The following is a 25,365-nucleotide window of genomic DNA, read 5'->3' as shown; positions in this document are numbered from 1 at the left end:
CAATGGGAGAGTACGCACTACTGTATATCCTCTTCGCTCCGTTCGCCGGAGCCTTGGGGTTGATTTTTGTGTCAAATCGACAGCCGCTCCTTGTTCGAAGCGTAGCGGCAAGCGCAGCCTTTGTCTCGCTGATCACCTCGCTCTATATTTTTTATGCCTATGATCCAATCACAGGCGGATTTCAGTTTGTTCAAAGGTTTGAATGGTCGAGGCAACTCGGCATTGCATTATATCTGGGCGTCGACGGGATCGGCACTCCTCTTGTGCTTGCCTCTTCGATTTTGCTGTTTGCCGGTATCTTCGTATCGTGGCACATCAAGGATCGCACGAAAGAGTTCTACATCTGGTTGCTGATCCTGGCGGCTGCCACGATCGGTGTCTTCATGTCCCTGGACTTGTTCTTTCTCTATTTCTTCTACGAGATGTCCGTCATCCCGATGTATTTGCTGTTGGGGATGTGGGGCAGCCACACGAAAAAGTATTTGGAGATGACCGATCCCGAAGGTCTGAACCGGCGGGACTCAGTCGGATTTATCCTTAACTTCGGATCGAACAGCAAAGAATATGCGGCGATGAAACTGGTGCTTTTCCTGTCCGCGTTTGCCGTCGTCGCCCTCATGGGCATCTTACTCATCTATAAATACTCCGGGCTGAACACCTTCGATATCCTGGTGCTCCGTGAGCAGGCCAATTTCATGAATATTCCGGCGCTCGGCACGACGTTGGACAAGATCATCTGGGTGCTGGTCTTCTTTGGCTTTGCGTCGATCGCCCCGCTGTGGCCGTTGCACTCGTGGTCCCCGGTCGGCCATGCAGCTGCGCCGGCCGCAACCAGCATGCTTCATGCCGGTGTCCTCATGAAGCTCGGACACTTCTCCATTATGCGGGTGGCCTTTGAAATTCTTCCTGAGACGACCAGGGAACTGATGCCGATCGCCGCCGTGCTCTGCATGTTCAGCATCATCTATGGCGGTTTCGTGGCGTTTTATGCCAAAGACACCAAGTACGTGATCGGCTATTCCAGTTCCAGTCACATGGGTTATGTGTTCCTAGGGATGGCGGCCTTGAATTACATCAGCTTGAGCGGCGCAGTCATCTACATGTTCGCCCACGCCATGGCGACCGGCATGCTCTTCGCGATGGCTGGGTGGGTGTACGACCAGACCCATTCACGCGACATCCCTTCGTTGGGCGGCCTGGCGAACAAGATGCCCTTCATCTCGGCCTGTTTTATCGTGGCCTGTATGGCGTCGATCGGGATGCCCGGAACCGTGAATTTTATCGCGGAAATTATGATCGTCGTCGGAAGCTGGAATAAGTATCCTCTCCAAGTGATTGTGGCCATGCTGGGCATCGTCTTAACCCTGGCGTATCTGTTCAAAATGATGCGCGGCCTGTTCTATGGCCCGATGAACCAAAAGTATAGCCATGCGCACGATGCGATATCGACGGTCGACCGCCTGCCTCTATTGATTATGATTTCCGTCAGTATCGGCTTCGGGATTTTCCCGATGCATTTATATGATGTCGTTCGTTCTGGAGTGGACCCGTTGGTCGCGAGGATTACACGCGTGGTTCCGGTCGCGGAAATCAGTGAGGGGTTAGGGGTGAGGGAGAAGTCGACAGCGCCGGAAAGGACTTCTGCCCCGTTGGCTGCGCACAAGGCCATATCCTATCCGCCTCAGGTCTCACGAGAGGGACGCGAATGACGTTTTCGCTGAACATGGCCTTCTCCGATCTTCTGTTCTTATTGCCGGAGATCTTCCTAACCTGCTGGCTTTGTGTGGTGCTCATCGTCGATTTTTCTCTTCCGCGCTTTCCCAAGGAGCGACTGGCTTATCTCAGTGTTGCTGGTCTTGTGATCACACTCGGCTGTTTGGGGTGGTTTGACCTCAATCATATTTCCGGCACGCTCTTCGGCAATATGTTCGTGCTGGATCGCATGGCGATCTTTTTCAAGCTCGTTATCCTCGGGGCTACGATACTTGTCATCCTCGCATCAATCGAGTACGTTAATCGTTTCACCCTTTTCAGGGGGGAGTATTATTGTCTCGTCGTCATGTCGGCACTCGGCATGATGTTCATGACGTCCGCCAACGATCTGCTGTCCGTCTTCGTCAGCTTGGAATTCGCCACCCTTGGATTCTACATTTTAGTGTCTTACCTGCGAGATGATTTGGCTTCAAACGAAGGCGGGCTCAAATTTTTTATCCTAGGTGTCTTTGCCGCCGGCCTGCTTGCCTACGGGATCAGCCTCGTCTATGGTGAAACCGGCAAGCTTGTCTTTTCGGAAATGACGTCCGCTCAAGCAACACCCGGCTTGGTGATCGGGTTTCTGCTGATCTTTGCGTCTCTTGGATTTAAGATCGGCGCCGTTCCATTCCACTCATGGATTCCCGATACCTACCATGGTGCTCCGACTCCTGTGACGACCTTTTTGTCGATCGCTCCAAAAGCTGCGGCCTTCGCGATCTTGCTCCGCCTTTTCCTCGTGGCGTTGGCTACGTTCAAGCCTCTGTGGGTGACCCTCTTGGTGGCTGTATCCATTCTGTCGATGACCTATGGCAATATCGTGGCGATTGCCCAACGCAACATCAAACGGTTGCTCGCCTACTCGGGCATCGCCCAAGTAGGGAATGTGTTGATCGGCCTTGCGGCCGGCACCAAGATGGGAAGCGATGCCATTTTGTTTTATCTTTTGGCGTACCTGTTCGCCAATATCGGGGCCTTCGCCGTCGTGATCGCGGTCAGCCAGGCCATTGGAAGGGACGAAATCGAAGATTACCGAGGCTTGAATAGACGGTCGCCGTTTCTGGCGTTCGCGATGCTGCTGTTCCTTCTGTCTCTGGCCGGTGTGCCACCCCTCGCGGGTTTCATCGGCAAGCTCTATATTTTCGTGGCGGCCATCCACGAAGGGCTCTATACATTGATCGCGGTTGGGCTGATCAATATTGTGATCTCGATGTACTATTACCTCATCATTGTGAAGCAGATGTACATCAATGAGCCGGTGGATCCCTCTCCTATCGGGATTTCGGGTCCGATGAAGGTGGTGATCTATGTCGGTTTAGCCGGAACTTTGATGATCGGCATTTACCCCCAACCGTTCACTGATTGGGTGGTCAGCGCAACCGTCATGTTTGCGAATGTTATCGGTCCTTCGGCCACAGTAATTCCTCCAGGTTCCGCCCCAGGTAGTTAGTTTTCTGCTTCCGCGTCCCGAGAGTTCTGCTACAATTAGTAACACAGTTTCACTGGAGGGGTTCCGAATGATCACCGAAGTGTTGTGATGCAAGTCGTCCTGATCAATGGAATCGGCCTCCAACCATCCCTCACAGGCTCACCTCTTAGCAGCCGAACGACCTAAGCCGCTGGCGTCTGTTCCAGGGGCGTCATCCGCTTTCTACCACATTGCAGCGGCGTGGTTTCACAGACTGACCATCGAGCAGCGGGTCTTGACCGGTTTCAACCTGGTGTTTGTTGGGATTCTGATCGTCAGCGCGATCTCCTATCACCATACGAGCATCCTGCTGACCAACCGCGAGCTGGATGGTCGCAGTCATGATGTGATCCTACTCCTGACTACTATCGATGCCGCGATGAGTGAAGCCGAAGATGCCCACCGGCGTTATCTGGTGACGGGAGAAGCGTCGTATCTGGAGCTCTACAAGAAGGTCGTGAGGCAGAAGCCGGCGTTTGCCGCGTATCTCAGTGAATTGATCCGCGAATCACCGGAGCAACAGCAACGGGTCGGCCTCCTCGATCGGATGATGGAGCGGCAACTGAACGCCGAATCAAAGGCCATCGCTCGGTTTCAGGAGGGCGGCTTCCGAGCCGCCAAGAATATGGCCCTCGAAGGAGCCGGAAAGCGCGAGCTCAGCGTGATTCGAAAAATCATTACGGAAATGGATTTGCATGAGCGGCAAGCAGTAGGACTGCGTATAGCGGAATCCGCCGCCGAGGCAAGAAATACCATCGTACTCCTCGGCATCGGTGCATTGCTGCAGCTGGTCTTGCTGGCATGGGTGTACTACCTCATTCGGCATGACATCACGGAACGGCGACGTGTCACCAGTGAGCTACAGCGCCGGGGAGAGCTCTTGGAGGCCGCAAACAAGGAGCTGGAAGCATTCAGCTATTCGGTCTCTCACGACCTACGTGCCCCATTGCGTCACATCGATGGCTATGCCGCACTCTTGCGTAAATCGGTCGAGCCCTCGCTGAACGACAAAGCTGCCCGGTATTTGCAAACGATTTCTCACTCCGCAAAACAGATGGGACAGCTGATCGATGACCTGCTGGTGTTTTCTCGTATGGGCCGGCAAGAAATGCTTCACGCCACCGTCAACCTGGATCAGGCGATTAAGAACATCGTTGCCGATCTGCGCCTGGACTTGCAAGGACGAGAGATATCATGGACAATCGCTGCACTACCTGAAGTGCAGGGCGATCCGGCCATGCTCCGACAGGTATTTATGAACCTGATCGCAAATGCCGTCAAGTTTACGAGCACCAGGCCGATCGCCGCGATTGAGATCGGTGTGGAGCATCACAGCTCTACAGAAATCGTCCTTTTCGTCCGCGACAATGGCGTGGGATTCGACATGCAGTATGCCTCCAAACTTTTTGGGGTATTCCAGAGGCTGCACCGAGCCGACGAGTTTGAGGGAACCGGTATCGGCCTCGCCAACGTTCGTCGGATCGTTCATCGCCATGGAGGACGGGCATGGGCTGAAGGTGTGCCGGATAAGGGAGCAACGTTCCACGTACTGCTTCCAGCAAGGAGGCTTGACTCATGACCGCGGTCAAACCGATCCTACTCGCCGAGGATAACCCCCGCGACGCCGAGCTGGCATTGGCGGCGATGGAAACAGAACATATCTCCGAGAAAGTCGTTTTGTGCCATGACGGCGCCGAAGTATTGGATTATTTGTATTGCCGCGGACAATTCAAGTCACGGCTGAAAGGAAATCCTGCCGTGGTGTTTCTTGATCTGAAAATGCCCAAAGTGAATGGCTTCGAGGTCTTGCGTACCATCAGGGCTGACATCAACCTTCGTCCGATTCCCGTCGTGATGCTGACATCATCGCGAGAAGAACGTGACCTGGCTGACAGCTATGCCTTGGGGGCCAATGCCTACGTCGTCAAGCCCGTGGAGTTTCACAAGTTTTTGTCCGCTGTCAAGGAGCTGGGAACATTCTGGGGCATCATCAATGAACCTCCTCCTGAAAACTGCCGTTCCATCCCGTGACCCTGCCATGACGACACTGTTGCGAGTGCTGCATCTAGGAACCAACCCACAAGATACTGGTCGCATCGAGGAACTGTTGACTGATGCTGGACTTTCTTGTGCGATACGACGCGTAGAAACTCGCCGCACCTTTACCTCAGCTCTGAACGAGGGTCAGCTGGATCTCATCTTGGCTGAATTCTCCATGCCTGAGTTTGGTGAGGGGGCCGCCTTAGAGTCGGCCCAACAGTCGGCTCCTGACGTACCGTTTATCTTTCTCTCAACAGCAGTTGCTGAGAGGCTGTGCATTGAGCAACTGCAGCGCGGTGCGACGGATTTCATTTCCAAGGAAGGATTGGATCGGCTTATCCCGTCGGTGCGGCGAGTACTGCGCGAGCGAGCAGCGCGGGTGGGACGAAGGCAGGCGGAGGAGGCACTTGTTCAAAGCGAAATGCAACTTCGGCAGCTACAAAAGCTTGAGGCGGTCGGCCGTCTGGCGGGAGGACTGGCACACGATTTCAATAACTTGCTGACGGTCATCATGGGCCATAGTCAGGTTTTGCTCAATGAGATGGGCCCAGATCATACGCTAAGAAATCGGGTGGAAGAAATGCAGAAGGCGGGTGATCGCGCGAGGGTTCTCATTCGCCAGTTGCTCACGTTCAGCAGAAAACAGCCTTCAGGAGCGAAAGTTCAAAGCCTGAATACTACGCTCAGTAATGTTGAGACCATGCTTCGGCGGTTGATCGGAGCGGATATTCAACTGACGTTGACACCGAGCGTGGATGCGCTCACAATCAAAGCCGATCCTGCGTTAGTCGAGCAGATTGTGATGAATCTGGTCGTGAACGCCCGGGATGCGATGCCGACCGGCGGCAAGCTCACGATCGAAACCGCCTCGGCAAAGCTCGACCACCAGCCTCGATACCACGTCAATCCGATACCGCCCGGGGAGTATGTAAGGCTCTCGGTATCCGACACTGGCTGCGGAATGTCCTCGGAGGTCCAGGAGCATATTTTCAAGCCATTCTTTACGACCAAGGAAGAAGGAAAGGGAACGGGACTTGGGCTGTCGACCGTGTTGGGCATCGTCACGGGGAGCGGCGGTGGATTGGATGTAATCAGCGAGAGCGGAGTGGGGACACGTTTCGATATATACCTCCCGCGCGTCGCAAGCGAGATCGAGGTGCCGACAGACGAGAACGTACTGTTGCAATCGACGGAGGGTCATGAAACCATTCTTCTTGTAGAGGATGAAGAGGATGTTCGTACCCTCATCCGAGATGAACTTCGTAAGCTCGGATATCGTATCGTCGAGGCAAGAAATGGCGTAGAGGCTTGTCTGGTGGCCACTCCCCATATTGGAAAGCTCAAACTGCTACTCACGGATATCGTGATGCCCGGGATGAGTGGGACTGAACTGGCAAGACATCTTCGCGTGATCAAGCCGGAATTGAAGCTTCTCTTTATCTCAGGATATACGGACGATGTGGGTATTGGGACCGGTGACCCGGCCAGTGCCTATCTGCAAAAGCCCTTTACGCCTGAGGCTTTGGCAAGTTCCGTGCGTGAGCTCTTGGATGTGAAACCGACAAGTCGGATGAGCGACAATCAACAACCGGAGGCGATCGAGCAATTACGAAGCGTCAAGCAATCCTGAACCATGAGTCGCCGTTACCGGTCTACTCGCCACGACTGGGTATCTGCAGAGGCCGTCATGAATAGCCTCCGGTGGTTCGAAGAAGCCAAGCCTGCCGTACGCGTTCTCCTACAGATACTGAGCGTGATGCTACTGCCCGGTCTGTGCCCAGCGCAGGACAGCTCGTGGGAGCGCCTCTCTGCAGGAGTAGCGGTTTCGGTGTGGAATCCCGGCGACGCTTGTCCTACCGTGCCGAGCATGCTGGCTGTCGATATGGATCCGGAGCGGACGAAATTCTCCGTTCATCATTACGCCCAAGAAGGGCTTTCAGACCCTCCCAGGATCGACGAATGGCAGAAACGAACAGGCCATCATGTATTATTCAATGCGGGGTTGTTCCGTGAAAACTTCGCGTATCTCGGTCTTCTTTATAAGGATGGACGTCCGTTGGGAAGCAGGCGCCACACATCATGGCAGGGGTTGTTTGTCGCAGAACCGTCCGCCTCGGGGTTAAAGAAGGCACGGATCCTTGATCTGGCTGCAGAGAGTTTTGACGAAGAACAACCCCACTACCGTGAAGCGGCACAGGCTTTGATGCTTCTGGATCTGACCGGCAAGATCCGCGTCCGTGAGAGTGGGAAACATGCGTATCAGACGATTATCGCTGAAACGGTGATCGGACACATTCTTCTCCTTAAGAGCCTCGGAGCTGTTCGTTTATACGACATCGGTCGCTGTTTCAAGGATGCGCTTCCGGCAGTCCGTCAAGCCATGGCAATGGACGGAGGGTCCTCCTCAGCCGTCCGTATTTTGGAGTCGCTGTGGGATAAAGACCTACAGGTACAAGAACACACCTCCTGGAAGGGTCTGTTCGGTGGAAGCACGGGCAGTCATATTCCATTGCCCACAGTGATTGGGGCCAGTCCAAGGTAATGATCAAGTCTTGGCTGAAAGCGACTGTTGCAGCGACATGCCTAGTGGTTGGAGGCTGTGCCGGCGGTGCAAAGATCGTTCAGGAGCACGACGCGGGTGGGGTCGTGATTTATCCGTTCAAGGACGAACAAGGCCCTATGCTCTCATCCTTACGCAAGGATGCCCTTGACCTCATGAAAGAGAAATGCCGCGGCAGGTCATACCGTATCGTTCGTGAGGGAGAAGCCAAAGGACGCAGGCGAGCTGTAGGTCCACTTGATGAGGCGCAAGAACTGGTCGAGGAACGGCGGTGGGGGATTCAGTTCGAGTGCATATGAATGGATAAGGAACACACAAGCATCGCTCGTTGTACTAGTCCTTCTTCACCATGCTCATAAGGTCCTGAATGGTTAAGAGACTGATGAGTCGAACTTTTTCTTTTTCCACCCGCGCTTTCCCATCCTGTTCTTGACGATCCACAATGACGAATGCATGATCCACTCGAAGCTCGGCCTCCCGTGCGACCGCCATCGCCTTCAGCAACGATCCGCCGCTCGTGAGGACATCATCAACGATCAGTGCTCGATCGCCGGGACGTATGCTGCCTTCGATCAACTTTCCCAGGCCATGGTCTTTGGTCTGCTTGCGAACGACGAAAGTCCGCCAGAGACGCTGACAGGGGGCAGCGCAGGCAAAATCGGAAATGGTTACGGCAATCGGGATCGCTCCGAGTTCGAGGCCGCCCAGACAATCGAATTCAATGTCGGTGAGCGCCTCATAGGCGAGGTGGCCGACTAGGCGCCGCGCTTCCGGATGCGCCATAAGCGCGCGACAATCGACATAGAAAGGGCTGATCTCACCGGATGCGAGCTTGAATCCCTTCTCACGATCCCATTTGAATGCCTGGGTATCCTGAAACGCTTTTGCCAGTTCCTCCCGAACCTTCACTATGAGTCCTCCCTCGTTTCAGTGTTCGCTGGGTGCCGGCATTCTACATTGCCGGGGCGATTGCCGACAGACATTTTCACCGATCCCCTTGACGAGTTCCTGTGGAGAAGCGACGGATCTGCTCGGCTAACGTGTTGGCAACCAACTCAAGATCAAAGGGCCAAGCATAACGAAGTTCTACACCGGGATGTTTCGGTCGGAGATGGTTGAGGATTTCAGGTATCTCGATTTCCGAATGAGAACCTCCTGGAGTAAACATGGTGGTTGTCACAGTGATCTCCGTGGCCCCTTGTCCAATGAGGTGCTCCACTGCCTCTCCCACGGTTGGAGCACAGAATTCGTTGTAGGCGAGTGCGAACAAGCTGCCATCGAGTTGGGGCTGTAATCGCGCCGCGACGGCTTGAAGGCCGGATTGGTAAGGATCGGTCGATGGCGTCCGCGGCCACCGACGGATCTTCATATCCAATTCGAGTTCTTCAACGGATGGCGGTTGTTTGGCTGCGCGGCGCTGGGCTTCCAGCCGTTTGAGCGTTGTCACTAAATCTTGCGGACAATCCTTTGGGAGTCCGCCATGTCCCACCAGAATAACTCCTTGCTTCTGTGTCGCCATGAATCGTCCTACATGCGATTGCGAAGCATCAGCTCTTTCGGATACGGCTTGAGGTACACTTGGTCGCGAAGATAGTCGATCTCGAGCATCCGGACGCAGTGCTTGATCAGCATCAGCGGAACGAGCAAAGGGACGACCCCTCGTTGATAGTTATCGATCACGCCTAATAGCTCGACCTTTTCGTGCATCTTCAATCGACTCTTGAAGGAGCCCACAATGTGATGCAGCACGTTCACCTGTTTGCGGACCGTTGCTTTCACAGCCAAGCCCTTCATGAAGATTGCGCCGTACTTCGCAGTCAATTCCTTGGGTCGATAGCGATCCGCTCGACCGATCAATCGGCCCATCGCGTCATAATGTTGTTGGCTGTGGGACAAGAGCAGATACTTGTGTATCGTGTGGAAGCGTTTCAGAGCCTGTCTGGTGAGCTCATTCTGTATCAGATCTTGGAATCGGCGAAAGCAAAATACCCGTTCGACGAAGTTCTCTCTCAGCGCCGGGTCGCAGAGCCGCCCTTCCTCTTCGACAGGAATCATCGGAAACTGCTCGACAAAGGCCTTGGCGAAAATCCCGATTCCATTCTGATGGAGCATCCTATGTTGACTATAAATAGGGACTCGTTCGACGCCGCAACTCGGCGAGTTCTGCTTGAAGACATAACCCGAGAGATCCAACTTTTTCAATTCGTCAACCCGATCTTTGGCTATGTTGGTGAGAGCCCTCGTGTGGTCCTTCCCGCTCTTGATCGTGACGAGTCGAGGACGGTGAGGATCACCGACCAACCGCATGGCTTCACGCGGGGTGCCCAGTCCCGCCTCAACCTCAGGACAGACCGGTACCCATTCAACGTAGCGACCCAGGACATCGGTTAAAAACCGGTCCCTCTTGTGTCCTCCGTCGAAACGAACTTCGTCACCGAGGAGACACCTGCTGATACCCAAGCGGATCGGGCAAGCCGTCATTTCGTCACCTGAGGTTTGTCCAGCCCTAAATATTCCTGATAGGCCTGGCGCATGATCCACGATGGGGTTGGATAATCACCTTCGATATGACAACTATTCCGGTCCTGCTCGTCCGTGGACGTCAGATGTAGCTCATGGATCCTATTCGCCAGCACCTTGACGGGTTGTTCCGATCAGGATAGTTTGCAGCGCAGTCTCCAGCGTTGGATACCGAAACGTATAGCCTCCCGCCATTGCTTTCGCAGGAATCACGCGCTGGCCGGTTGTCATCAATGTTCCCAACTCACCAAGCAGAACGTTGAGGGCAAACTCTGGAACGGGGAGCCAGGATGGTCTGTGAATTACCCGCCCAAGCACCTCACAGAACGTCTTCATTGTCACAGGCTCTGGTGCCACGGCATTGATCGGACCTGAAACCGTCGGCGTAGTGAGAGCCCATTGTATCAGCCCGATGTGATCCCGTCTGTGAATCCACGAGACCCATTGGCTTCCCGGCATGATCGGACCGCCTGCAAATAGTCGAAATGGCAACAGCATCTTGGGCAATGCCCCGCCATCTTGTTCGAGTACCATTCCGGTTCGTAATATGACGACACGCGCACCAAGCTCTCCAGCCCGAAGGGCCTCCGCTTCCCATGCGAGACAGAGATCGGCCAGGAAGCCCTGACCTCGCGCCGTTCCTTCATCCAGACGACGGTCGTCGCTTGCGCCGTAATAGCCGATGCCGGACGCGCTCATGAATATGAGGGGTTTCGTAGATCGGCGGGACAAGGCTCTGACCAATAGGCGAGTGGTGAGGACTCGACTGTCTGTGATGAGTTGTTTGCGCGAGTCCGTCCAGCGTGCGTCAGCAATCGGGGCACCGGCGAGATTAATGACCGCATCTGCTCCCTCAAAAACCTGCTCCCAGGGTCCCGAGTCTCGAGCGTTCCATTGTAACGACTGCACCTGTACGTCGGGTTGATGAAGAACCTGTCCTGTATGTCTCGTCAGAATGGTGACTCTGTGGCCTCTTTGGAATAGCGCGGCACACAATGCCCGGCCAACGAACCCTGTTCCTCCGGTTACCACGATGTTCATAGGTCTATTTCCTGAACCACCGACATGGCTGGTCAAGCTAGCGCATGTACGGAGTCTCCATTTTACGTGTGCTGGCCTGAAACCTACGGAGCAGCCCTGTTGTGACTCAGCCGTCGATGCGTCTCGGGCTATCAAGGGAATGGGGATCTGATCGAAGACATCCCTACGATTCGCGCACCGTGATGCCTGAACATGATCTCATCTGCATGACCCGTCAAGTAAGCGTCGTGCTCGACGACCATCAGTCCTACACATCACGCACAGAGCAACTCATTGATCATCCTGCTTGATCGGCCCACGAACGCACCAAACCGGGTAGGTATATAGCTTAATGAAACTGAGCACGTTGCCGAGAAATGCGTCCACGTACCGTGCATATGATGGCTGATTGGCTTCCGGGACAACCGTCCAGTAGGATGTTGGCTGGATGTTCAAGAATGGATGCCCTGGCGGGATATTGGGGATAGGGGAGTCTACTGCCGGCCCCACGAGACTACGCATTTCAGCCGGCGCAGGTAGACGCCAGCCTCGCTGACCGCCGGTCGTTCGGGTAAGGCATGTGGCACGGGCTTCGTTCCATGTCACAGCTGTTGGCATGGGGGAGAGCTCCCAGATGAGGTTTGTATCCTTATCGAGAACGGCGTCGTTGTTGAAGTCGGCTAAAATGACGAACCGTTGTGCCGCTGGATGCGCCTGTTGCCAATTCTTGATGACGGTCGCAATCACTTCTTCTCTTCCCTGTGCCTGAGGCTTCATCTGCCTGTATGCTAGCAAGCAGAACGCACCTATCACGACTAGCGTGGCAACAATTACGCGCGAGCTTGCCCCTCCGGGTGGTCTCATACGGCTCCCGACGGCTCCCGACTGCTCCCGACCATCAAGAGCATCCTACGCTGCGAGAGGCAAAAGGAGCAACATTTCCAGAGTCAAACTTACCGGAGGAAGCGAAAACACGTAGAGGTGATGAATGGCAAACGAAATGGTGAGAGTTGATAATTGCAACCCATTGATAAGACAACGATTATTGGCATGGAATCGAATGAGTTGTCGGTTGGCATTTGCATATCGATTTGAGGTAGTATCAACAAGTACCAAGAGGTGGAGAGGTTTGAAGAAGTACGTATCAGATCAGGAAGGATTAGAGTAGGCGCACGATTTTTCAATAAGTCACAAGGGAGGTCACACTATGGCAAGCGATAAAGGGTATGACATTTCGCAGTGGTACGATTCGAAGCCGTGGAAGATCGGGTGGGCGGCGATGCTGATGATGGGCATCTTCTGGGTCCTGTATCAACGGGCGTTTGGGTACTCGCACGGGTTGGATTCGATGACCCCGGAATTCGACTCCGTGTGGATGGGGCTGTGGCGGTTTAACATCGTGGCGAACGCCTTGTTCTTTGCGGTGTCGGTAGGATGGATCTGGACCACCCGAGACCGCAACCTGGCCAATCTCGACCCCAAACTGGAGTTGAAGCGGTACTTCTATTGGATGGGCTGGCTGGCCTGTTACATCTGGGGCGTGTACTACGCGGGCAGCTACACGTTGGAGCAGGATGCGGCGTGGCACCAAGTGATCATCCGGGACACGAGCTTCACGGCGAGCCACATTGTGGCGTTCTACGGGACGTTCCCGTTGTACATCACGTGCGGCGTATCCAGTTATCTGTATGCGCAGACGCGGCTGCCGCTCTATAACCAGGCGACCTCCTTTGCGCTGGTGGCGGCGGTGGTGGGGCCGATGTTCATTCTGCCGAACGTGGGACTCAATGAGTGGGGCCATGCGTTCTGGTTCGTGGATGAGCTGTTCTCAGCACCCTTACACTGGGGCTTCGTGACGTTGGGCTGGTGCGGCTTGTTCGGGGCGGCCGGGGGCGTGGCGGCGCAGATCGTGAGCCGGATGTCGAATCTGGCGGACGTGATCTGGAACAACGCGCCGAAGAGCATCCTGGATCCGTTCCCCAGCCAGGTGAATCCCAACGCCAAGGCAGGGTACTAAGCTGTATCTGTAGTGGTAGAGTTTCATGGAGCGGCCCGGAACCCCCAGGAACGGGGTTCCGGGCCGAACTGTTTTTGAGTTGAAATTTCCATATCGGAGAGTGTCCCCTCGCACCCGTCAATTCTTCCTGCCTAGAACAGCCAACTACCTGTTCAAACGGCATGGATCGAAAGAATTGATACCAGGAAGGAGGAGTTATATGCCTGTCGAACGCACGTGTCCGACTTGCAACACTGAGAAAGCACAGCAGATCAGCGATATTCTTCGTCAAACGCCGCCTAGGGAGGCATTGGGTCAGCTGCCGACTTCCTATCACCCTCCCAAGGCCCCCTGGGCCTATCTTCAGGGGTTTTTCCTCGGTATACCGGTGAATGCGGCGGTGATGCTAAGTCTGGCATCCCCTCAGGGGTCGGAATCCGAGATGGCAATGGCAGACTTAGCCTCCTCTATCGCCTTTCTAGGGGTGTGGGTGGGGTATGGAGCCTTGAAGACCAAGAACTATACTCAAAAGCTGAATGAGTGGAAGGATACGATCGCGTCGAAGTTCCTGTGCCGGAAGTGCAGTCATGCGTTTGAAGGATAGACTTCTCGCGAGAGTGGTAGCCGCATTCTGGATTTCTTCCACTGGATCAGCTTCGCATCTGTCGAGACAAGCTGGGTGCTGCTAGCAGGCTGCTCTCTTATGAGTTTGTTTTTCGAATGATCAGGCGGAGTGTGATCGGAAATGTCATGATATAAAATAACAGCAGCCCTCCCAGCATGAGCTGACCGCGAACTTGTGTGGGATCCGTGATGGTATCATGACCTTGCATCCAGAGATGCCTGGTCATCAGATCGCACGCAAACCCCGCGATGACCAGCGCATACCAGAACCGCCACCGTCGTGATGTATACAGCGCCTGCTCTCGTCGATGGATCAGAAGGACCTGAGCGAGGATGCCCACAATCACGAGGTATTCTGTCCATTCAGAAATCCCGAGAGAGCCTGCCAGTACGAGCCAGGCGAAGGTCGTGACGAAAATCAAAATGCTTCCGAACAGGAATCCGCGTCGCGATTCCGAGAGGCTCATGCTGCTGCGTTCCATCATTTACTCTACCTGGAAGATTTCTTGTTTTTGTGGCCGTTTGCCTAGGTGTCGACCACGCGGTGGTTCATGAGCTTCAGTATAGGGATGTCCACATGAATCTCTTCGACATTGTCCATGAAGCAGTCGACGGTGTCGGCGGAGGGATCCTGCAAAGAACTGGTGGCCCCAATTGGAATGTGAGGCTTTCAATGCCTCACCTGGCGCACCTCATCATCCAGTTTTCTGGTGATGTTCCGGCCCGAGCCGCGTAATGCCATTGAGAAGCGGTTTCGGAAGGCCTGGGCCGGAGAGCCCCGTTTCTATCAGTGGTAGCCGTTTACCAGCGATCGCGCCTATTCCCGCCGCCTCCGCCGCCGAATCCACCACGTCCACCGAATCCGCTGCCACTACCACCGGAACGCGGCTCCATTGGTTTCGCTTCATTGACCGTTAACTTGCGGCCACCCATGTCCGTACCATTGAGTGTCGTGATTGCAGCTGTCGCCTCAGCGTCGGAAGACATCTCCACGAAACCAAATCCACGCGACTGTCCCGTGAACTTGTCCGTTATGATCTTCACAGAGGCCACTGAGCCATGCACCCCAAACACATCATTCAACTGCTGCTCGGTCGCCGAATACGGTAACCCACCGACGTAAAGCTTCGAACCCATATTGGGCTTCTCCTTTAATGATGACATTGTCCATGACGCGAAAGGATTTCGAAAAAGGAAGGAGAGACCCAAAGGGATGAGCAAAGGGGCTCGGTCAGACTTCCGATCACATTCTCGGTCGGAACAACATCGGTTGATAGGCCGTCTTGAGCTCGTTTCATGCGAGGCCTGACGCAATGAAACTATCCTAGTTTACCAACATGTAAGAACAATAGCTAGGGCCTGTTAACACTACCGCAAGCCATCAACGATTACCGCGAACGTGATGAACGCGGCGAACATGACATCAAGTTTGTCGAACCGCGAGAAGGTGCGCCGAAATCCCTTGAGCCGACGGAACAACCGTTCGATCTCATTGCGTCGCTTGTACAGGGCTCGATCATATGCCCGATCCATCAACAGGTGGATCGGGCGCGGCATTCTCCCTACACCTTGCAGCAGCTTGCGTCCCTCGGGCGCATCGTGGGCCTGACCCGGGGACAGGGCAAATGCTATGGCCGTTCGAGCATCCGCGGCAACCAGATGAATCTTGGTGGTCCATCCGCCGCGGGACCGGCCAATGGCTTGCGGGCCGTTTTTTTTAACGCCCCCGTGCCATCCGGATGGACCTTGACGATGGTACTATCCAAAGCGACGGCTTCGATCTTCACGCGAATGATCTGCGCGTGTTGCAACTGGGCAAAGACGCGGTCCAGCACCCCGCTCTTCGACCACCGATTCATGCGCGTATAGATGGTGTGCCAATTGCCGAATCGCTTGGGCAGCCCGCGCCATTTGCACCCTTGCTCGGCAACGTACAGGATGGCGTTGAGTACGCGCAGATTGTCGAGCGTCACATTGCCGCGTGGCGTCGGCAAATATGGCTCGATGTGGCGATACTGGGCGTCGGTGATTTCCATGTCCGCAGTATCTCATGAAAATGGCCTTTAGTGTTAACACACCCTAGTATTCCTTACTCATCCCAGAGCGGGTCATTTTTTCATTTGGATATCAGTTGCACAATAGCGAGGGACGGAAGCGATCAACGCGGGCAGCCCCATGTTTTCTACCAAGCTTTTGTCTTTGATACCCGCACGGTGACTAACAGTCCAAACCCCACTGTGAACGGCACCTACCGCACCACAAACCACGCCGGAGGAATGACCATGCGGATCAACTTTTAGATTTGGGAAGAATGACGTCTACCGTCTCCCATAAAAACAGCTCCAGCGACCGTGCGTATAGATGTGGCCCCTATCTCACGGTGGAGCCAACCGGTGCGTGGCGTGGCCGAAGCGCCATGCGAAGGCCATCTTTCGGATGTAAGGTCACCATGACCTGCGGCTCGACGTGTTCTTGGGCCAACTGTAGATCATAACGGCGGCCGATGAGGGCCAAAAGCAGCGGCCCTTCAACTGCCGCGAAATGAATGCCCACGCAGGCTCGCGGCCCGGCGCCAAACGGAATGTAGGCATAGCGGGATTGGGGTCGTTCACCGCCCAGCCACCGTTCCGGAAGAAACTGGTCTGGGTTCGGCCAAAACTGTGGATGTCGGTGCAGATTGTAGATACTCACCAAGGCGTGCGCACCTGCTGGCAATGACACGCCGCCGACGGTGGTATGCGTCACGGCTTTGCGCTGGACTACTGGTGCCGACGGATAGAGGCGAAGCGATTCATCAAAGACGGCTCGCGTATATGGGAGGTGGTCAAGGTCTTCGAAGCGGGGTATCCTTCCGTGGAGCACCCGGTCTACTTCCTCATGAAACCGGGCCTTCGCTTCGGGGTGCGTCGCCAGGAGATACCATGCCCATGAGAGCGCCGTCGCAGTGGTCTCATGGCCGGCGATAAAGATAGTCAATGTTTCATCCCGCAGCTCCTGATCGGTCAGTCCCTCACCGGTCTCGTCATCCCGCGCGTGGAGGAGCACACTCAGAAGGTCGTCCTGCGTCGTTCCGCTCTGCCGCCGCCGAGCCAGCAATCCATAAATCAGCTCATCCATGAACTGCATCACGGCACGAAATTCACGATTGCGCGCTGTGGGCACCCAGAGAGGGAGAAACAAGGGATGACTGAACGAGTCGAAGGCGTATTTGACGCTGACGTGGAGGGCATGGCGAATCCCATCGATGTGGTGCGCCATACTGGAGCTGAACATGGTTTGGGAGATTACTTCGAGGGTCAGTTGCCTCATTTCGTCTGCGATATCGATCGGCTGTCCTGCGTCGGCTGGCCACGCAGCCATCCGTTGTTCACCTATCTGAGTCATCCGATCGGCCATGGTCGCGATGCGAGCGCGGTGGAAAATCGGTTGAATGAGGCGGCGATGTCGTTTCCACACATCACCTGATGCCGTGACCAATCCATTACCCACGACCAAAGAAAGACCTTCCGGTCGTCTCGGATCGTACACCTTCGCAAACCGGTCGGATTGCTTGACCAGTACGTCTTCGGCAAGATCGGGATGGCTCAACAGGTAGAGTGTTTTCGGGCCGACCCGGAAGCGCAGCGCATCACCGTGCTGATGCCACCACGTCGAGAGCCGCTCCAGAGGTCGTGTCTTAAAGGCGCGTAGATGCCCCAGGAGAGGCACCGCACCGGGAACATCGACAAGCGTGAAGGAAGGCATGAGATACGGCATGAGGGACCGTATCATACTGGGGCAGGCGTAGTGAACTGGCCGTGCCGCTGCATGGTCGCGTACTGCTCTTTCATGGGTTCACCGTCTGATAGTCGTTGACAATTGACTATCTATGAGAGCTTAGACAGCAAATGTATGCCCGTCGATCGATGGGTTTTCTGGATAAGAATCGGTCAGCTGCTGGGTTCGAAACCAACATATGGTGATGCTTGGAGCTTATCTCAAAATGGTTTGTTGAGGAAACCGGAAAGTCGAATTTGGATAAACATCCGCATGTCGATTTCCCAGTATCTTGCCTCTGTGCTGTTTCGAGACTTTGGGTTTGGATGTTGAGATAGCTTCTAACCCTCGTTTAGTTGCACGAGCTTTTTAGAGGGTTCTTTGCCTTCTTCGAGTTTGGTCTTTTCTCCATTCGGCCTACTAAGAACCTTCGTCTTCAGAAGCATTCTGAATCTGCTTCTTAAACCAGCCCTGTTTGAATGTGCCTTAGAGTCTGCGATGTAAATAGAGCGCTTCTCTGGAGAGATAGAGCAATGGAATATTTCTGCAATCAGGCGATGTCATGAATGCGTGCACAATGACACTATACGTATTCCGCACATGCAGCTTGAGGAGATATCATTACGACCTACAGACCGTATACGCATGGCTGTAATCCCAAAATGATAATGTCCGGTTTCACCAAAGTAGAAATGTCCTCTTCGTTGATAGACTGCCCGTTCTTCAAAGGAGGACGGGATGGTGGGAGAGGACAGGGTGATGATGAGTGCCAAGGAGTTGCGGCGGATCCATGTGATTCGCCAGGTGCGGGACAAGCGGATCACACAACAGGAGGCGGGCACCATGTTGCGGCTGACGGAGCGTCAGATCCGGCGCCTTCTTGGGCGGGTAAAGGAGGAGGGCGACCAGGGACGTGTCCATCGGGGACGGGGGAAGCCGTCGAATCGGCGCATCGCGGAGCCGGTCAAGGCGAAGATGCTGCGGCTGTATGAGACACGCTATGGAGACTTTGGGCCGACGTTGGCGGCGGAGAAGTTGACGGAGCGGCACCGACTCGAGGTCAGCGACGAGACTCTGCGGCGCTGGTTGCGGGAGCGGGGGATTGATCATTTCGCACGCCGGAAGCGACCGCATCGCGCGTGGCGTGCGCGCAAGGCGCATGTCGGGGAACTGGTGCAACTGGATGGGTCCCATCATGATTGGTTGGAGGGGCGCGGCCCGTGGGGTGTCCTGATGGCCTACATCGACGATGCGAGCAGTCGCGTCTTTGCTCGGTTCTATGAGTACGAGGGCACGATCCCGGCGATGGACAGCTTCCAGCGCTACATTCGGCACCAGGGGATTCCGCTGGCCATCTATGCGGACAAGCATACGACCTACCAGTCGCCAGCTGAGCCCACGGTGGCGGAGCAGCTGGCCGGGGAGGCACCCCAGAGTCAGTTCGGACGGGCACTGGATGAGCTGGGGGTTGAGCTGATCGCGGCGCACTCCCCACAGGCCAAGGGGCGGGTGGAGCGGCTGTTTAAGACGTTCCAGGATCGACTGGTCAAGGAGTTGCGCCTCGCACGGATTGGGACCTTCGAGGCGGCGAACCGATTCCTGGAGGGCTATCTGCCGGTCTACAACCGCCGGTTCGCGGTGCGGCCGGCGCACGCAGTCAATCTGCATCGGCCGAAGCCGACGGCCCAGGTGCTGGAGCGAAGCCTGTGTATCAAGACATCCCGGTGTCTGCGGAAGGACTTCACCATTGCTCATGAAGGGCGGCTCTATCAGGTTCACGACAATCTCCGCGCCACTCGTGTGGTGGTCGAAGAACATGTGGATGGGACGATGCGGCTCACGCACCACGGACGGGCGCTCGCCTTTCACGCGATCGCGGCGCGACCTGTGTCGGCGGCAGCGGTCACGGCGGTGTCCCGATCGCAGCGCCCGATCAAACCGCCGGCGGATCATCCATGGCGCAAGCGATGGCGGCAGGAACGAGGACACCACCCGGCGGCGGCCGGAACATAAACCGGACATTTCTACTTTGGGAGAAAGCGGACATTTCTATTTGGGCTTGACAACCGTATACGCATGGCTTGTCTTGATTCATCTCCCCATGAGATGATGGCCTCCGATCGCTGGCGGCCTTGTCTGGAGACGAGTAATGGCACGCATGCCTCGTTCGAACCAGCAGGCTAACGCGCTGGCCAAACTCACTCCCCCGCGTCTTCCCCCGATCATAGAACGCCCCCGTTTGTACAGCAGTCTCGCGAAGGCCCGCAAACGGACACTCGTCTGGATCAATGCGCCTCCAGGATTCGGAAAAACCACATTGGTCGCCAGCTATCTGCGAGCACGAAAGATCCGTCCATTGTGGTATCAACTCGATGAAGGCGATAGCGACCCGGCGACCTTCTTTCATTATTTAGGGTTGGCATTTCAGCGTGTAGCTCCACGTCATCGCACACCCCTTCTTCACCTGACACCTGAATATCTTCAGGGGCTGTTGACCTTTACCCGCCGATTTTTTGAGAACCTCTATAGTCGATTGAAGCCCCCTGCCGTGCTGGTCTTCGACAATTATCAAGAAGTCGCCGCGGACTCACCCATTCACGAGATGCTGACAATTGGTATTGAGGCGACGCCGCCTGGGTGCGGAGTAATTGTGATGAGTCGCACCTTGCCTCCGCCCGCTTTGGCTCGTGTGTTAGCCGCACAGCAGATATCCGTCATTGGGGAAGAGGCGCTACGGCTAACGAAGGTGGAATCTCAAAACATTATATGTCTGCACGTGCGACCCAAGGGAGTACACGTAAACGTGCAGACGGAGGGTCTGTATGATCAATTCCAAGGCTGGGTCGCCGGTCTAATCCTCCTTCTGGAGCAGACCGGAACTCATGCGGCTGCGGATAGGAAGATCTTACACCAGCCACCGCAGGTCATTTTCGACTATCTGGCACAGGAGGTGATGAAGCGGTTGACGCCAGAAAGACAGACGTTTCTCATGCAGACGGCCTTCCTGCCAGAGATGACGGCTGCGATGGCGAGACAGTTAACTGGTCTGGAATCAGCCGCTGACGTCCTCTCGCATCTTTATCAATCGCGCTATTTTACGGAGCGACGTGTGGTGACTGACCATGTGTATCAGTACCACCCCCTTTTCCGGCAATTCTTACGTTCCCACGCCAACGCTATGCTCACAGCCGGGCAAGTGCAAATCCTCCAACGAAAGGCGGCGTCGCTGTTGGAGCAGGCCGGTCGCATAGAAGAAGCATTCGAGTTACATCAAGAGGCAGGGGCGATCGATGAAACTGTCCGATTGATTCTCACACGGGCGACGGAGTTACTCCATCAAGGGCGTTTCCAAACCTTGGAAGGGTGGCTCAATCAGGTACCACTGGAGCGGTATCAACAAGTACCCTGGCTGTTCTACTGGCTCGGGACTTGTAGAATGCCGGTGGCACCTCTTGAATGCGAAGGTCACTTTGAGCGGGCTTTTGACAAGTTCCAGGCCAACGGAGATCAGACTGGAATGCTCCTGGCTGCGACCGGCATGGTGTCGTCCATTTTCTTTTCCTGGATGGATATTAATCGAGCGGACCGTTGGATCGACATCCTGCTGGGCCTGGTCCCACCCCATGCCGCCTTTCCCTCCAAAGAAATTGAGATACAGGTCACATTTTGCCTGTTCTTTGCCCTGATTTGGAGACGACCGCAACGGGAGTTAATCGCACCTTGGGTTGACCGTGCGAAGAACTTTCTGGAGACTACTCCAGATATTGAAAAGTTCTCCCAGCTCCCCTCGATGATGGCCTTGCTGTGCTCCTGGAAAGGTGATCTCGCATCTGCCCAAAAATATTGCATGATTCTTCAAACCGTTGGCGAGCGTGAAACGACGGCTCCGCTCGTCCGGCTGACGTATTATGCCAACAAGGCAGCTCTCGAGTGGCAACAAGGAGATGCGCGACAGACATTAGAGGTCGTCGAGAAAGGACTCGCGCTCTCCAAAAAATCCGGCGTGCATGTCTTTGATCCTGCCTTGTTTGGGTCAGGGGTCTACGGGTCATTGCTTCGGGGTGACCTAGGACAGGCAGAACAATATCTCCAACGTACGGCGCCCTTCGTGACGAGCTCTTCGCACTTTATGCGTGGAAACTTTCTGTTCCAATCTGCATGGGTGGCTAGAATGCATGGGAATCTGGCCAAGGCCTGGCAGCTCGTCCAAGAAAGCCGAGAGGTCAAAGGGCTGAAAGGAAGTCCGTTTCCAGAGGCAGATAGCTGTCATGCTGCTGCGGAATTGCTCCATGCGCTCGGCGACGATCGGCGTGCACGTCACTATCTTAATCGGGTGCAGTTCCTTGCGAAGCAGACGGATAGTTTTTACCTCCGGTACATTGAACGTCTCCTCAGGTCGCAGTTCGAATTCGATCAGGGTCGAGAAGAGGCAGGCCTCGACACCTTACGAACGGCGCTGGTTATAGGAAAAGACAAAGGTCTCGGTTTCTATGGTTGGTGGATTCCCAAGACGATGGCGCGTCTCTACTCCAAGGCGTTGGAGGCAAACATCGAGGTGGAGTACGTGCAAGATCTGATTCGCAAAACACGCTTGGTTCCAATAGGGGTAGCATCTGCGAGCGAAGCCTGGCCCTGGCCAGTGAAGATTTATACCTTGGGTCGTTTTGAAATTCATCTAGATGGCATACCGCTTCGGTCATGGCGGCAGGCTCCATATCGAGTGCTGCATCTGCTAAAGGCGATTGTGGCATTTGGAACAAAAAGTATCGCCATCCCACGACTTATCGATGCTCTTTGGCCCGAGGCTGAAGGGGATGCGGGGTATGAGACCTTTCACAAGACACTGCAACGGCTGCGGCGATTGTTGAACTACGACAAAAGCATCCAAGTCAGAGAAGGCAAAGTCGTCCTCAATCGTGAGTTATGCTGGGTAGATGTCTTCGCATTCGAGGATTTGGAGCATCTCGCCGCCTTAGGAGATGCTGAGCTGGGAGAGAAAATGCCAAGGGACCACTATGAGCGGATGATTGCCCTCTATCGGGGGCCCTTCCTTGAGGAGGAGAAGTGTATAGGTTGGGCCGATCAGCGCCGCGAGCGTCTGCGAGAAGGGTTCATCAAAGCCGTGAGAAAAGTGAGCGACTCCCGTACGGCAACAGGTCAACACGAACAGACATTGCGTGGCGTCAGGCACGCGCTCAAAGTGGATCCACTTGCCGAACAGCACTACTTCAGTCGAATCATGAATCCTCAAGAGTAGAATCACACGGGCACCGGCGGGACGTACCGGGGTTCACGAATGCCAGACACGCCCGACTCTCGTTGAACGGAAGCCTCAGTAGTATGGGGCGGTTTGCCATCTCTTCTTTCCTAACCACTGACATCCCGTAAAATTCTAGTCTGATCCGCTAGCTGTCCCCCTATCTGTCCATCATCTCCTGATCTAATACGTCCTTGAACGTGATGGGCTCACATTTCACAAAGGAGGATTCAACATGAAGAAGATGATAATGGCGGTCGTGATCACTGGGGGTGCCAGTGTGTTCTTAGCCGCCTTACCCGCTCAAGCAAGGCTATCTCTGAACGGTTTGGCGCCCATGCCTGTGAATGCCAGGCTAGCTGTGAACGGTTTGGCGCCCATGCCCGTGAATACAAGGCTAGCTGTAAATGGAGCAAGCGTAACTAAATTAGACCTGCTCCGTATTGGTCAGAAAGCCTTGGGCAAATAGGACAACTCTCGAGGGGCGGACCAATTCCGCCCCTCCTATTCGCCATGCGATCTATTTGTACGCTTCTATTATTGTTAAGTCTTTTTCTAGGATCTGTGGCTGCGGAACCACTGGCGTTGGTTGGGGCGCCCGTCGCATCCTCCACTGCATCCAACTCACATCCAATAGAACTCGAGCTGGCTGATCCAAGCCTCGCGGCGACGGAGCCCAAGCGCCAGCAACTCAAATATTTAATCAATTGTGCACTGCCAGACTCAACGGTTCTCTTTTCCCTGCAGGGCCGTGAGCGCGTCACTTTTCCTGGACGCCTCGGGTTGGCTCCTGAATGGATGAAGCATCCATTGACGCTTCCCCAAGAGCGCTGGGTCTCAGCGTGTATGTTGGCCTTGACGAATTATTTTGGCAAACATGTGGACGTCTCACTCCAGGCCAACTCAAAGTCGGTTCCCTCTTTGGAACAGACCGAAGAAGAAACCCGGATCTTCAGCATCTTCGAGGGCGGTTTTTTTGGCAATCTCTTCAGAACCAATCCCGTTGCCTATGTATGTGCCGGGACACGAACAAAGATCGAAGCGCAGAACCCGGTATTCCGCGACCGTATTTGCGCCATGGCGACCGGTGAAAACACTGTCGATGGCAAGCCTCTTACGGCCTGTCAATTCATCCTAACCGGTTCTTGCTCCGATCCTACTAGCTTCATCGTAAACGGAGAGACCTATCAGGAAGTTATCTTTGTGTTCTTGAAGCCGACCAACTAAATGGTCATCGCCTCAGAAGGCAGACAAAAGCAAGAGAAAGAATGTGATAGCTGGCATCGTGCGATGAGCGAGGGAGTCTCACTTCGTAAAACCTTTCAATGACCAACAAATGGCCAAGATAGGATGATCCTTCATGCGGTCGTTTGAGAATCACAAAGTGATTGATGCTGCATATCGTTTCGTCGAGACGATGAAAGAATTAGATCGAGGGTTTAAGTGCAAGGACGAGACGAGACCATCTAAACAAGCTAAAGCCCGTATCGCGTTGGACTTTTGGTCATTTGTTGAAGTGATGGACCAGTGTTTAAACAGTGATATCAAGACACTTCAGAAGGAATGCCGTGACATCGTAGGTCCATGGTTGTTTCGATCGCGATACTTCAATCGTAGCTATCACAAACCACACGGCTATGCAGGAGACTTTAGAATTGTTGAGTGGATGTATGACATCGAAAATGATCCATGCGATGACGCGACCCAACCTGGAATTGTGAACCTCTTGGATTATGTGTTCTCAACAGTCCATAGCGTCCAAAGTGTTTGGGAGCGACGTCACTTTTTTAAACGGTTACTTCACCAAGAATACGAACGCAACGAGAGGCGATTAAGAATCCTTGATGTCGCGTGTGGTGGTGCTCGTTATATCCAAGACTTTTTGAGGGACATCGACGCAGGATCGGCTATTGAGGTCACACTTGTGGATCAAGATGCAGCTGCTATTAACTTTTGTAAAACCGTATCCCTTGAGCAATGGGCATCGCAATTACACATCATGCACATCCCTGTAACACGACTCGCCTCATCTCTCCCCGAAGGAGTATTTGATGTAGTGATCTCCGCAGGTCTGTTCGATTACTTGCCGCCAAAGCTTGCAAAACCTCTCCTGGCTCATATGCAAAAGCTCACTTCATCAGATGGAACGTTAGCAATTACGAACTTTCATGCACATGACCCCTCAAGGTATGTCAAAGAGTGGCTCGTGGATTGGCCTCTTGTGTTCAGAACTGAATCGGAAGTTCTGGATTTATTTCCTGATCCGAATCGTACCCAAATTCTACATTCACCGAACAGGGCTTTGGTCTATGCAAACTTTAGTTGTCGGCGTACTCCCGTTGACCAGGCCGCGCTGTTAGCAACTGGTTAGA

21 protein-coding genes and 1 pseudogene are annotated in these 25,365 nt (G+C 54.5%); 13 read left to right on the top strand and 9 right to left on the bottom strand.

Features of this window, described 5'->3' with window-relative positions; all coding sequences use genetic code 11:
* Positions 1–2 precede the first annotated feature (2 nt).
* The 7 genes from P0120_16605 to P0120_16575 all read left to right on the top strand — a co-directional run bounded on the left by P0120_16605 (position 3) and on the right by P0120_16575 (position 8,119).
* Positions 3–1,709 carry an NADH-quinone oxidoreductase subunit M gene (locus P0120_16605; GenBank protein ID MDF0675931.1) on the top strand — a complete coding sequence of 569 codons (1,707 nt, stop codon included), beginning with the start codon at positions 3–5 and terminating at the stop codon, positions 1,707–1,709.
* The gene (locus tag P0120_16600; protein ID MDF0675930.1) at positions 1,706–3,202 is read left to right on the top strand and encodes an NADH-quinone oxidoreductase subunit N; all 1,497 of its coding nucleotides are present in this window, start codon (positions 1,706–1,708) and stop codon (positions 3,200–3,202) included. The genes P0120_16605 and P0120_16600 overlap by 4 nt, the downstream gene beginning before the upstream one ends.
* Before the next feature lie 106 nt (positions 3,203–3,308).
* Positions 3,309–4,799, top strand: coding sequence for an ATP-binding protein (locus tag P0120_16595; protein ID MDF0675929.1), 1,491 nt, complete (start codon positions 3,309–3,311; stop codon positions 4,797–4,799).
* Positions 4,796–5,251: a response regulator gene (locus P0120_16590; protein ID MDF0675928.1), complete on the top strand. Its 456-nt coding sequence runs from the start codon at positions 4,796–4,798 to the stop codon at positions 5,249–5,251. The genes P0120_16595 and P0120_16590 overlap by 4 nt, the downstream gene beginning before the upstream one ends.
* Positions 5,252–5,258: 7 nt before the next feature.
* Entirely contained in the window at positions 5,259–6,890 is a 1,632-nt protein-coding gene (locus P0120_16585; protein ID MDF0675927.1) for a response regulator, read from the top strand.
* Positions 6,891–6,947: 57 nt separating this feature from the next.
* Positions 6,948–7,802 carry a hypothetical protein gene (locus tag P0120_16580; protein ID MDF0675926.1) on the top strand — a complete coding sequence of 285 codons (855 nt, stop codon included), beginning with the start codon at positions 6,948–6,950 and terminating at the stop codon, positions 7,800–7,802.
* Positions 7,802–8,119, top strand: a complete 318-nt coding sequence (locus tag P0120_16575; protein MDF0675925.1) for a hypothetical protein — start codon at positions 7,802–7,804, stop codon at positions 8,117–8,119. The genes P0120_16580 and P0120_16575 overlap by 1 nt, the downstream gene beginning before the upstream one ends.
* 34 nt (positions 8,120–8,153) lie before the next feature.
* Here P0120_16575 and pyrE read toward each other — a convergent pair whose 3' ends face one another.
* The 5 genes from pyrE to P0120_16550 form a co-directional block, all read right to left on the bottom strand.
* Entirely contained in the window at positions 8,154–8,729 is a 576-nt protein-coding gene (gene pyrE, locus P0120_16570; protein MDF0675924.1) for an orotate phosphoribosyltransferase, read from the bottom strand.
* A gap of 76 nt (positions 8,730–8,805) precedes the next feature.
* Entirely contained in the window at positions 8,806–9,339 is a 534-nt protein-coding gene (locus P0120_16565; protein ID MDF0675923.1) for a CbiX/SirB N-terminal domain-containing protein, read from the bottom strand.
* An 8-nt stretch (positions 9,340–9,347) separates the two neighbouring features.
* On the bottom strand, positions 9,348–10,301 hold the full coding sequence (locus tag P0120_16560; GenBank protein MDF0675922.1) for a DUF523 and DUF1722 domain-containing protein: 954 nt from the start codon (positions 10,299–10,301) through the stop codon (positions 9,348–9,350).
* A gap of 141 nt (positions 10,302–10,442) precedes the next feature.
* Positions 10,443–11,381 (bottom strand): TIGR01777 family oxidoreductase, encoded by a 939-nt coding sequence (locus P0120_16555; GenBank protein ID MDF0675921.1) that lies wholly within the window; start codon positions 11,379–11,381, stop codon positions 10,443–10,445.
* A gap of 270 nt (positions 11,382–11,651) precedes the next feature.
* On the bottom strand, positions 11,652–12,137 hold the full coding sequence (locus P0120_16550; protein MDF0675920.1) for a DUF1566 domain-containing protein: 486 nt from the start codon (positions 12,135–12,137) through the stop codon (positions 11,652–11,654).
* A 430-nt stretch (positions 12,138–12,567) separates the two neighbouring features.
* Between P0120_16550 and P0120_16545 the strand changes: the two genes are divergently transcribed.
* Together P0120_16545 and P0120_16540 are read left to right on the top strand one after the other, a co-directional pair.
* The gene (locus P0120_16545) at positions 12,568–13,377 is read left to right on the top strand and encodes a methane monooxygenase/ammonia monooxygenase subunit C (protein MDF0675919.1); all 810 of its coding nucleotides are present in this window, start codon (positions 12,568–12,570) and stop codon (positions 13,375–13,377) included.
* 199 nt (positions 13,378–13,576) lie between these two features.
* Positions 13,577–13,960, top strand: a complete 384-nt coding sequence (locus P0120_16540) for a hypothetical protein (GenBank protein ID MDF0675918.1) — start codon at positions 13,577–13,579, stop codon at positions 13,958–13,960.
* Positions 13,961–14,057: 97 nt separating this feature from the next.
* Here the strand turns inward: P0120_16540 and P0120_16535 are convergent, their stop codons facing one another.
* The 4 genes and pseudogenes from P0120_16535 to P0120_16520 form a co-directional block, all read right to left on the bottom strand.
* Positions 14,058–14,465 (bottom strand): hypothetical protein, encoded by a 408-nt coding sequence (locus P0120_16535; protein MDF0675917.1) that lies wholly within the window; start codon positions 14,463–14,465, stop codon positions 14,058–14,060.
* A 316-nt stretch (positions 14,466–14,781) separates the two neighbouring features.
* Positions 14,782–15,117 (bottom strand): RNA-binding protein, encoded by a 336-nt coding sequence (locus tag P0120_16530; protein MDF0675916.1) that lies wholly within the window; start codon positions 15,115–15,117, stop codon positions 14,782–14,784.
* A gap of 231 nt (positions 15,118–15,348) precedes the next feature.
* Positions 15,349–16,016, bottom strand: a pseudogene (locus P0120_16525) (IS5 family transposase).
* A 334-nt stretch (positions 16,017–16,350) separates the two neighbouring features.
* Positions 16,351–17,736, bottom strand: a complete 1,386-nt coding sequence (locus P0120_16520) for a cytochrome P450 (GenBank protein ID MDF0675915.1) — start codon at positions 17,734–17,736, stop codon at positions 16,351–16,353.
* A 738-nt stretch (positions 17,737–18,474) separates the two neighbouring features.
* On the opposite strand from P0120_16520, the gene P0120_16515 reads away from it, so the two are divergent.
* The 4 genes from P0120_16515 (at position 18,475) to P0120_16500 (ending at position 25,364) form a co-directional block, all read left to right on the top strand.
* Positions 18,475–19,749 carry an ISNCY family transposase gene (locus tag P0120_16515; GenBank protein ID MDF0675914.1) on the top strand — a complete coding sequence of 425 codons (1,275 nt, stop codon included), beginning with the start codon at positions 18,475–18,477 and terminating at the stop codon, positions 19,747–19,749.
* A gap of 136 nt (positions 19,750–19,885) precedes the next feature.
* Positions 19,886–22,993, top strand: a complete 3,108-nt coding sequence (locus P0120_16510; GenBank protein MDF0675913.1) for a BTAD domain-containing putative transcriptional regulator — start codon at positions 19,886–19,888, stop codon at positions 22,991–22,993.
* A gap of 564 nt (positions 22,994–23,557) precedes the next feature.
* Positions 23,558–24,220, top strand: a complete 663-nt coding sequence (locus P0120_16505) for a hypothetical protein (GenBank protein ID MDF0675912.1) — start codon at positions 23,558–23,560, stop codon at positions 24,218–24,220.
* Between the two features lie 133 nt (positions 24,221–24,353).
* Positions 24,354–25,364, top strand: coding sequence for a class I SAM-dependent methyltransferase (locus tag P0120_16500; GenBank protein ID MDF0675911.1), 1,011 nt, complete (start codon positions 24,354–24,356; stop codon positions 25,362–25,364).
* The last annotated feature ends 1 nt before the right edge of the window (position 25,365 follow it).

Source organism: Nitrospira sp., from assembly GCA_029194675.1.
Lineage (GTDB): Bacteria > Nitrospirota > Nitrospiria > Nitrospirales > Nitrospiraceae > Nitrospira_D.
Note: the sequence above shows the minus strand (reverse complement) of the source record. Positions and strands in the feature narration are given on the sequence as shown.

Coding starts and splice junctions, on each gene's coding strand:
- P0120_16585 (MDF0675927.1), top strand. CDS start 5,259: ATGACGACACTGTTGCGAGTGCTGCATCTAGGAACCAACCCACAAGAT.
- P0120_16510 (MDF0675913.1), top strand. CDS start 19,886: ATGGCACGCATGCCTCGTTCGAACCAGCAGGCTAACGCGCTGGCCAAA.
- P0120_16590 (MDF0675928.1), top strand. CDS start 4,796: ATGACCGCGGTCAAACCGATCCTACTCGCCGAGGATAACCCCCGCGAC.
- P0120_16575 (MDF0675925.1), top strand. CDS start 7,802: ATGATCAAGTCTTGGCTGAAAGCGACTGTTGCAGCGACATGCCTAGTG.
- P0120_16520 (MDF0675915.1), bottom strand. CDS start 17,736: ATGCCGTATCTCATGCCTTCCTTCACGCTTGTCGATGTTCCCGGTGCG.
- P0120_16560 (MDF0675922.1), bottom strand. CDS start 10,301: ATGACGGCTTGCCCGATCCGCTTGGGTATCAGCAGGTGTCTCCTCGGT.
- P0120_16555 (MDF0675921.1), bottom strand. CDS start 11,381: ATGAACATCGTGGTAACCGGAGGAACAGGGTTCGTTGGCCGGGCATTG.
- P0120_16545 (MDF0675919.1), top strand. CDS start 12,568: ATGGCAAGCGATAAAGGGTATGACATTTCGCAGTGGTACGATTCGAAG.
- P0120_16540 (MDF0675918.1), top strand. CDS start 13,577: ATGCCTGTCGAACGCACGTGTCCGACTTGCAACACTGAGAAAGCACAG.
- P0120_16605 (MDF0675931.1), top strand. CDS start 3: ATGGGAGAGTACGCACTACTGTATATCCTCTTCGCTCCGTTCGCCGGA.
- P0120_16550 (MDF0675920.1), bottom strand. CDS start 12,137: ATGAAGCCTCAGGCACAGGGAAGAGAAGAAGTGATTGCGACCGTCATC.
- P0120_16530 (MDF0675916.1), bottom strand. CDS start 15,117: ATGGGTTCGAAGCTTTACGTCGGTGGGTTACCGTATTCGGCGACCGAG.
- P0120_16600 (MDF0675930.1), top strand. CDS start 1,706: ATGACGTTTTCGCTGAACATGGCCTTCTCCGATCTTCTGTTCTTATTG.
- P0120_16500 (MDF0675911.1), top strand. CDS start 24,354: ATGCGGTCGTTTGAGAATCACAAAGTGATTGATGCTGCATATCGTTTC.
- P0120_16580 (MDF0675926.1), top strand. CDS start 6,948: ATGAATAGCCTCCGGTGGTTCGAAGAAGCCAAGCCTGCCGTACGCGTT.
- P0120_16595 (MDF0675929.1), top strand. CDS start 3,309: ATGGAATCGGCCTCCAACCATCCCTCACAGGCTCACCTCTTAGCAGCC.
- P0120_16535 (MDF0675917.1), bottom strand. CDS start 14,465: ATGATGGAACGCAGCAGCATGAGCCTCTCGGAATCGCGACGCGGATTC.
- P0120_16515 (MDF0675914.1), top strand. CDS start 18,475: ATGGTGGGAGAGGACAGGGTGATGATGAGTGCCAAGGAGTTGCGGCGG.
- P0120_16565 (MDF0675923.1), bottom strand. CDS start 9,339: ATGGCGACACAGAAGCAAGGAGTTATTCTGGTGGGACATGGCGGACTC.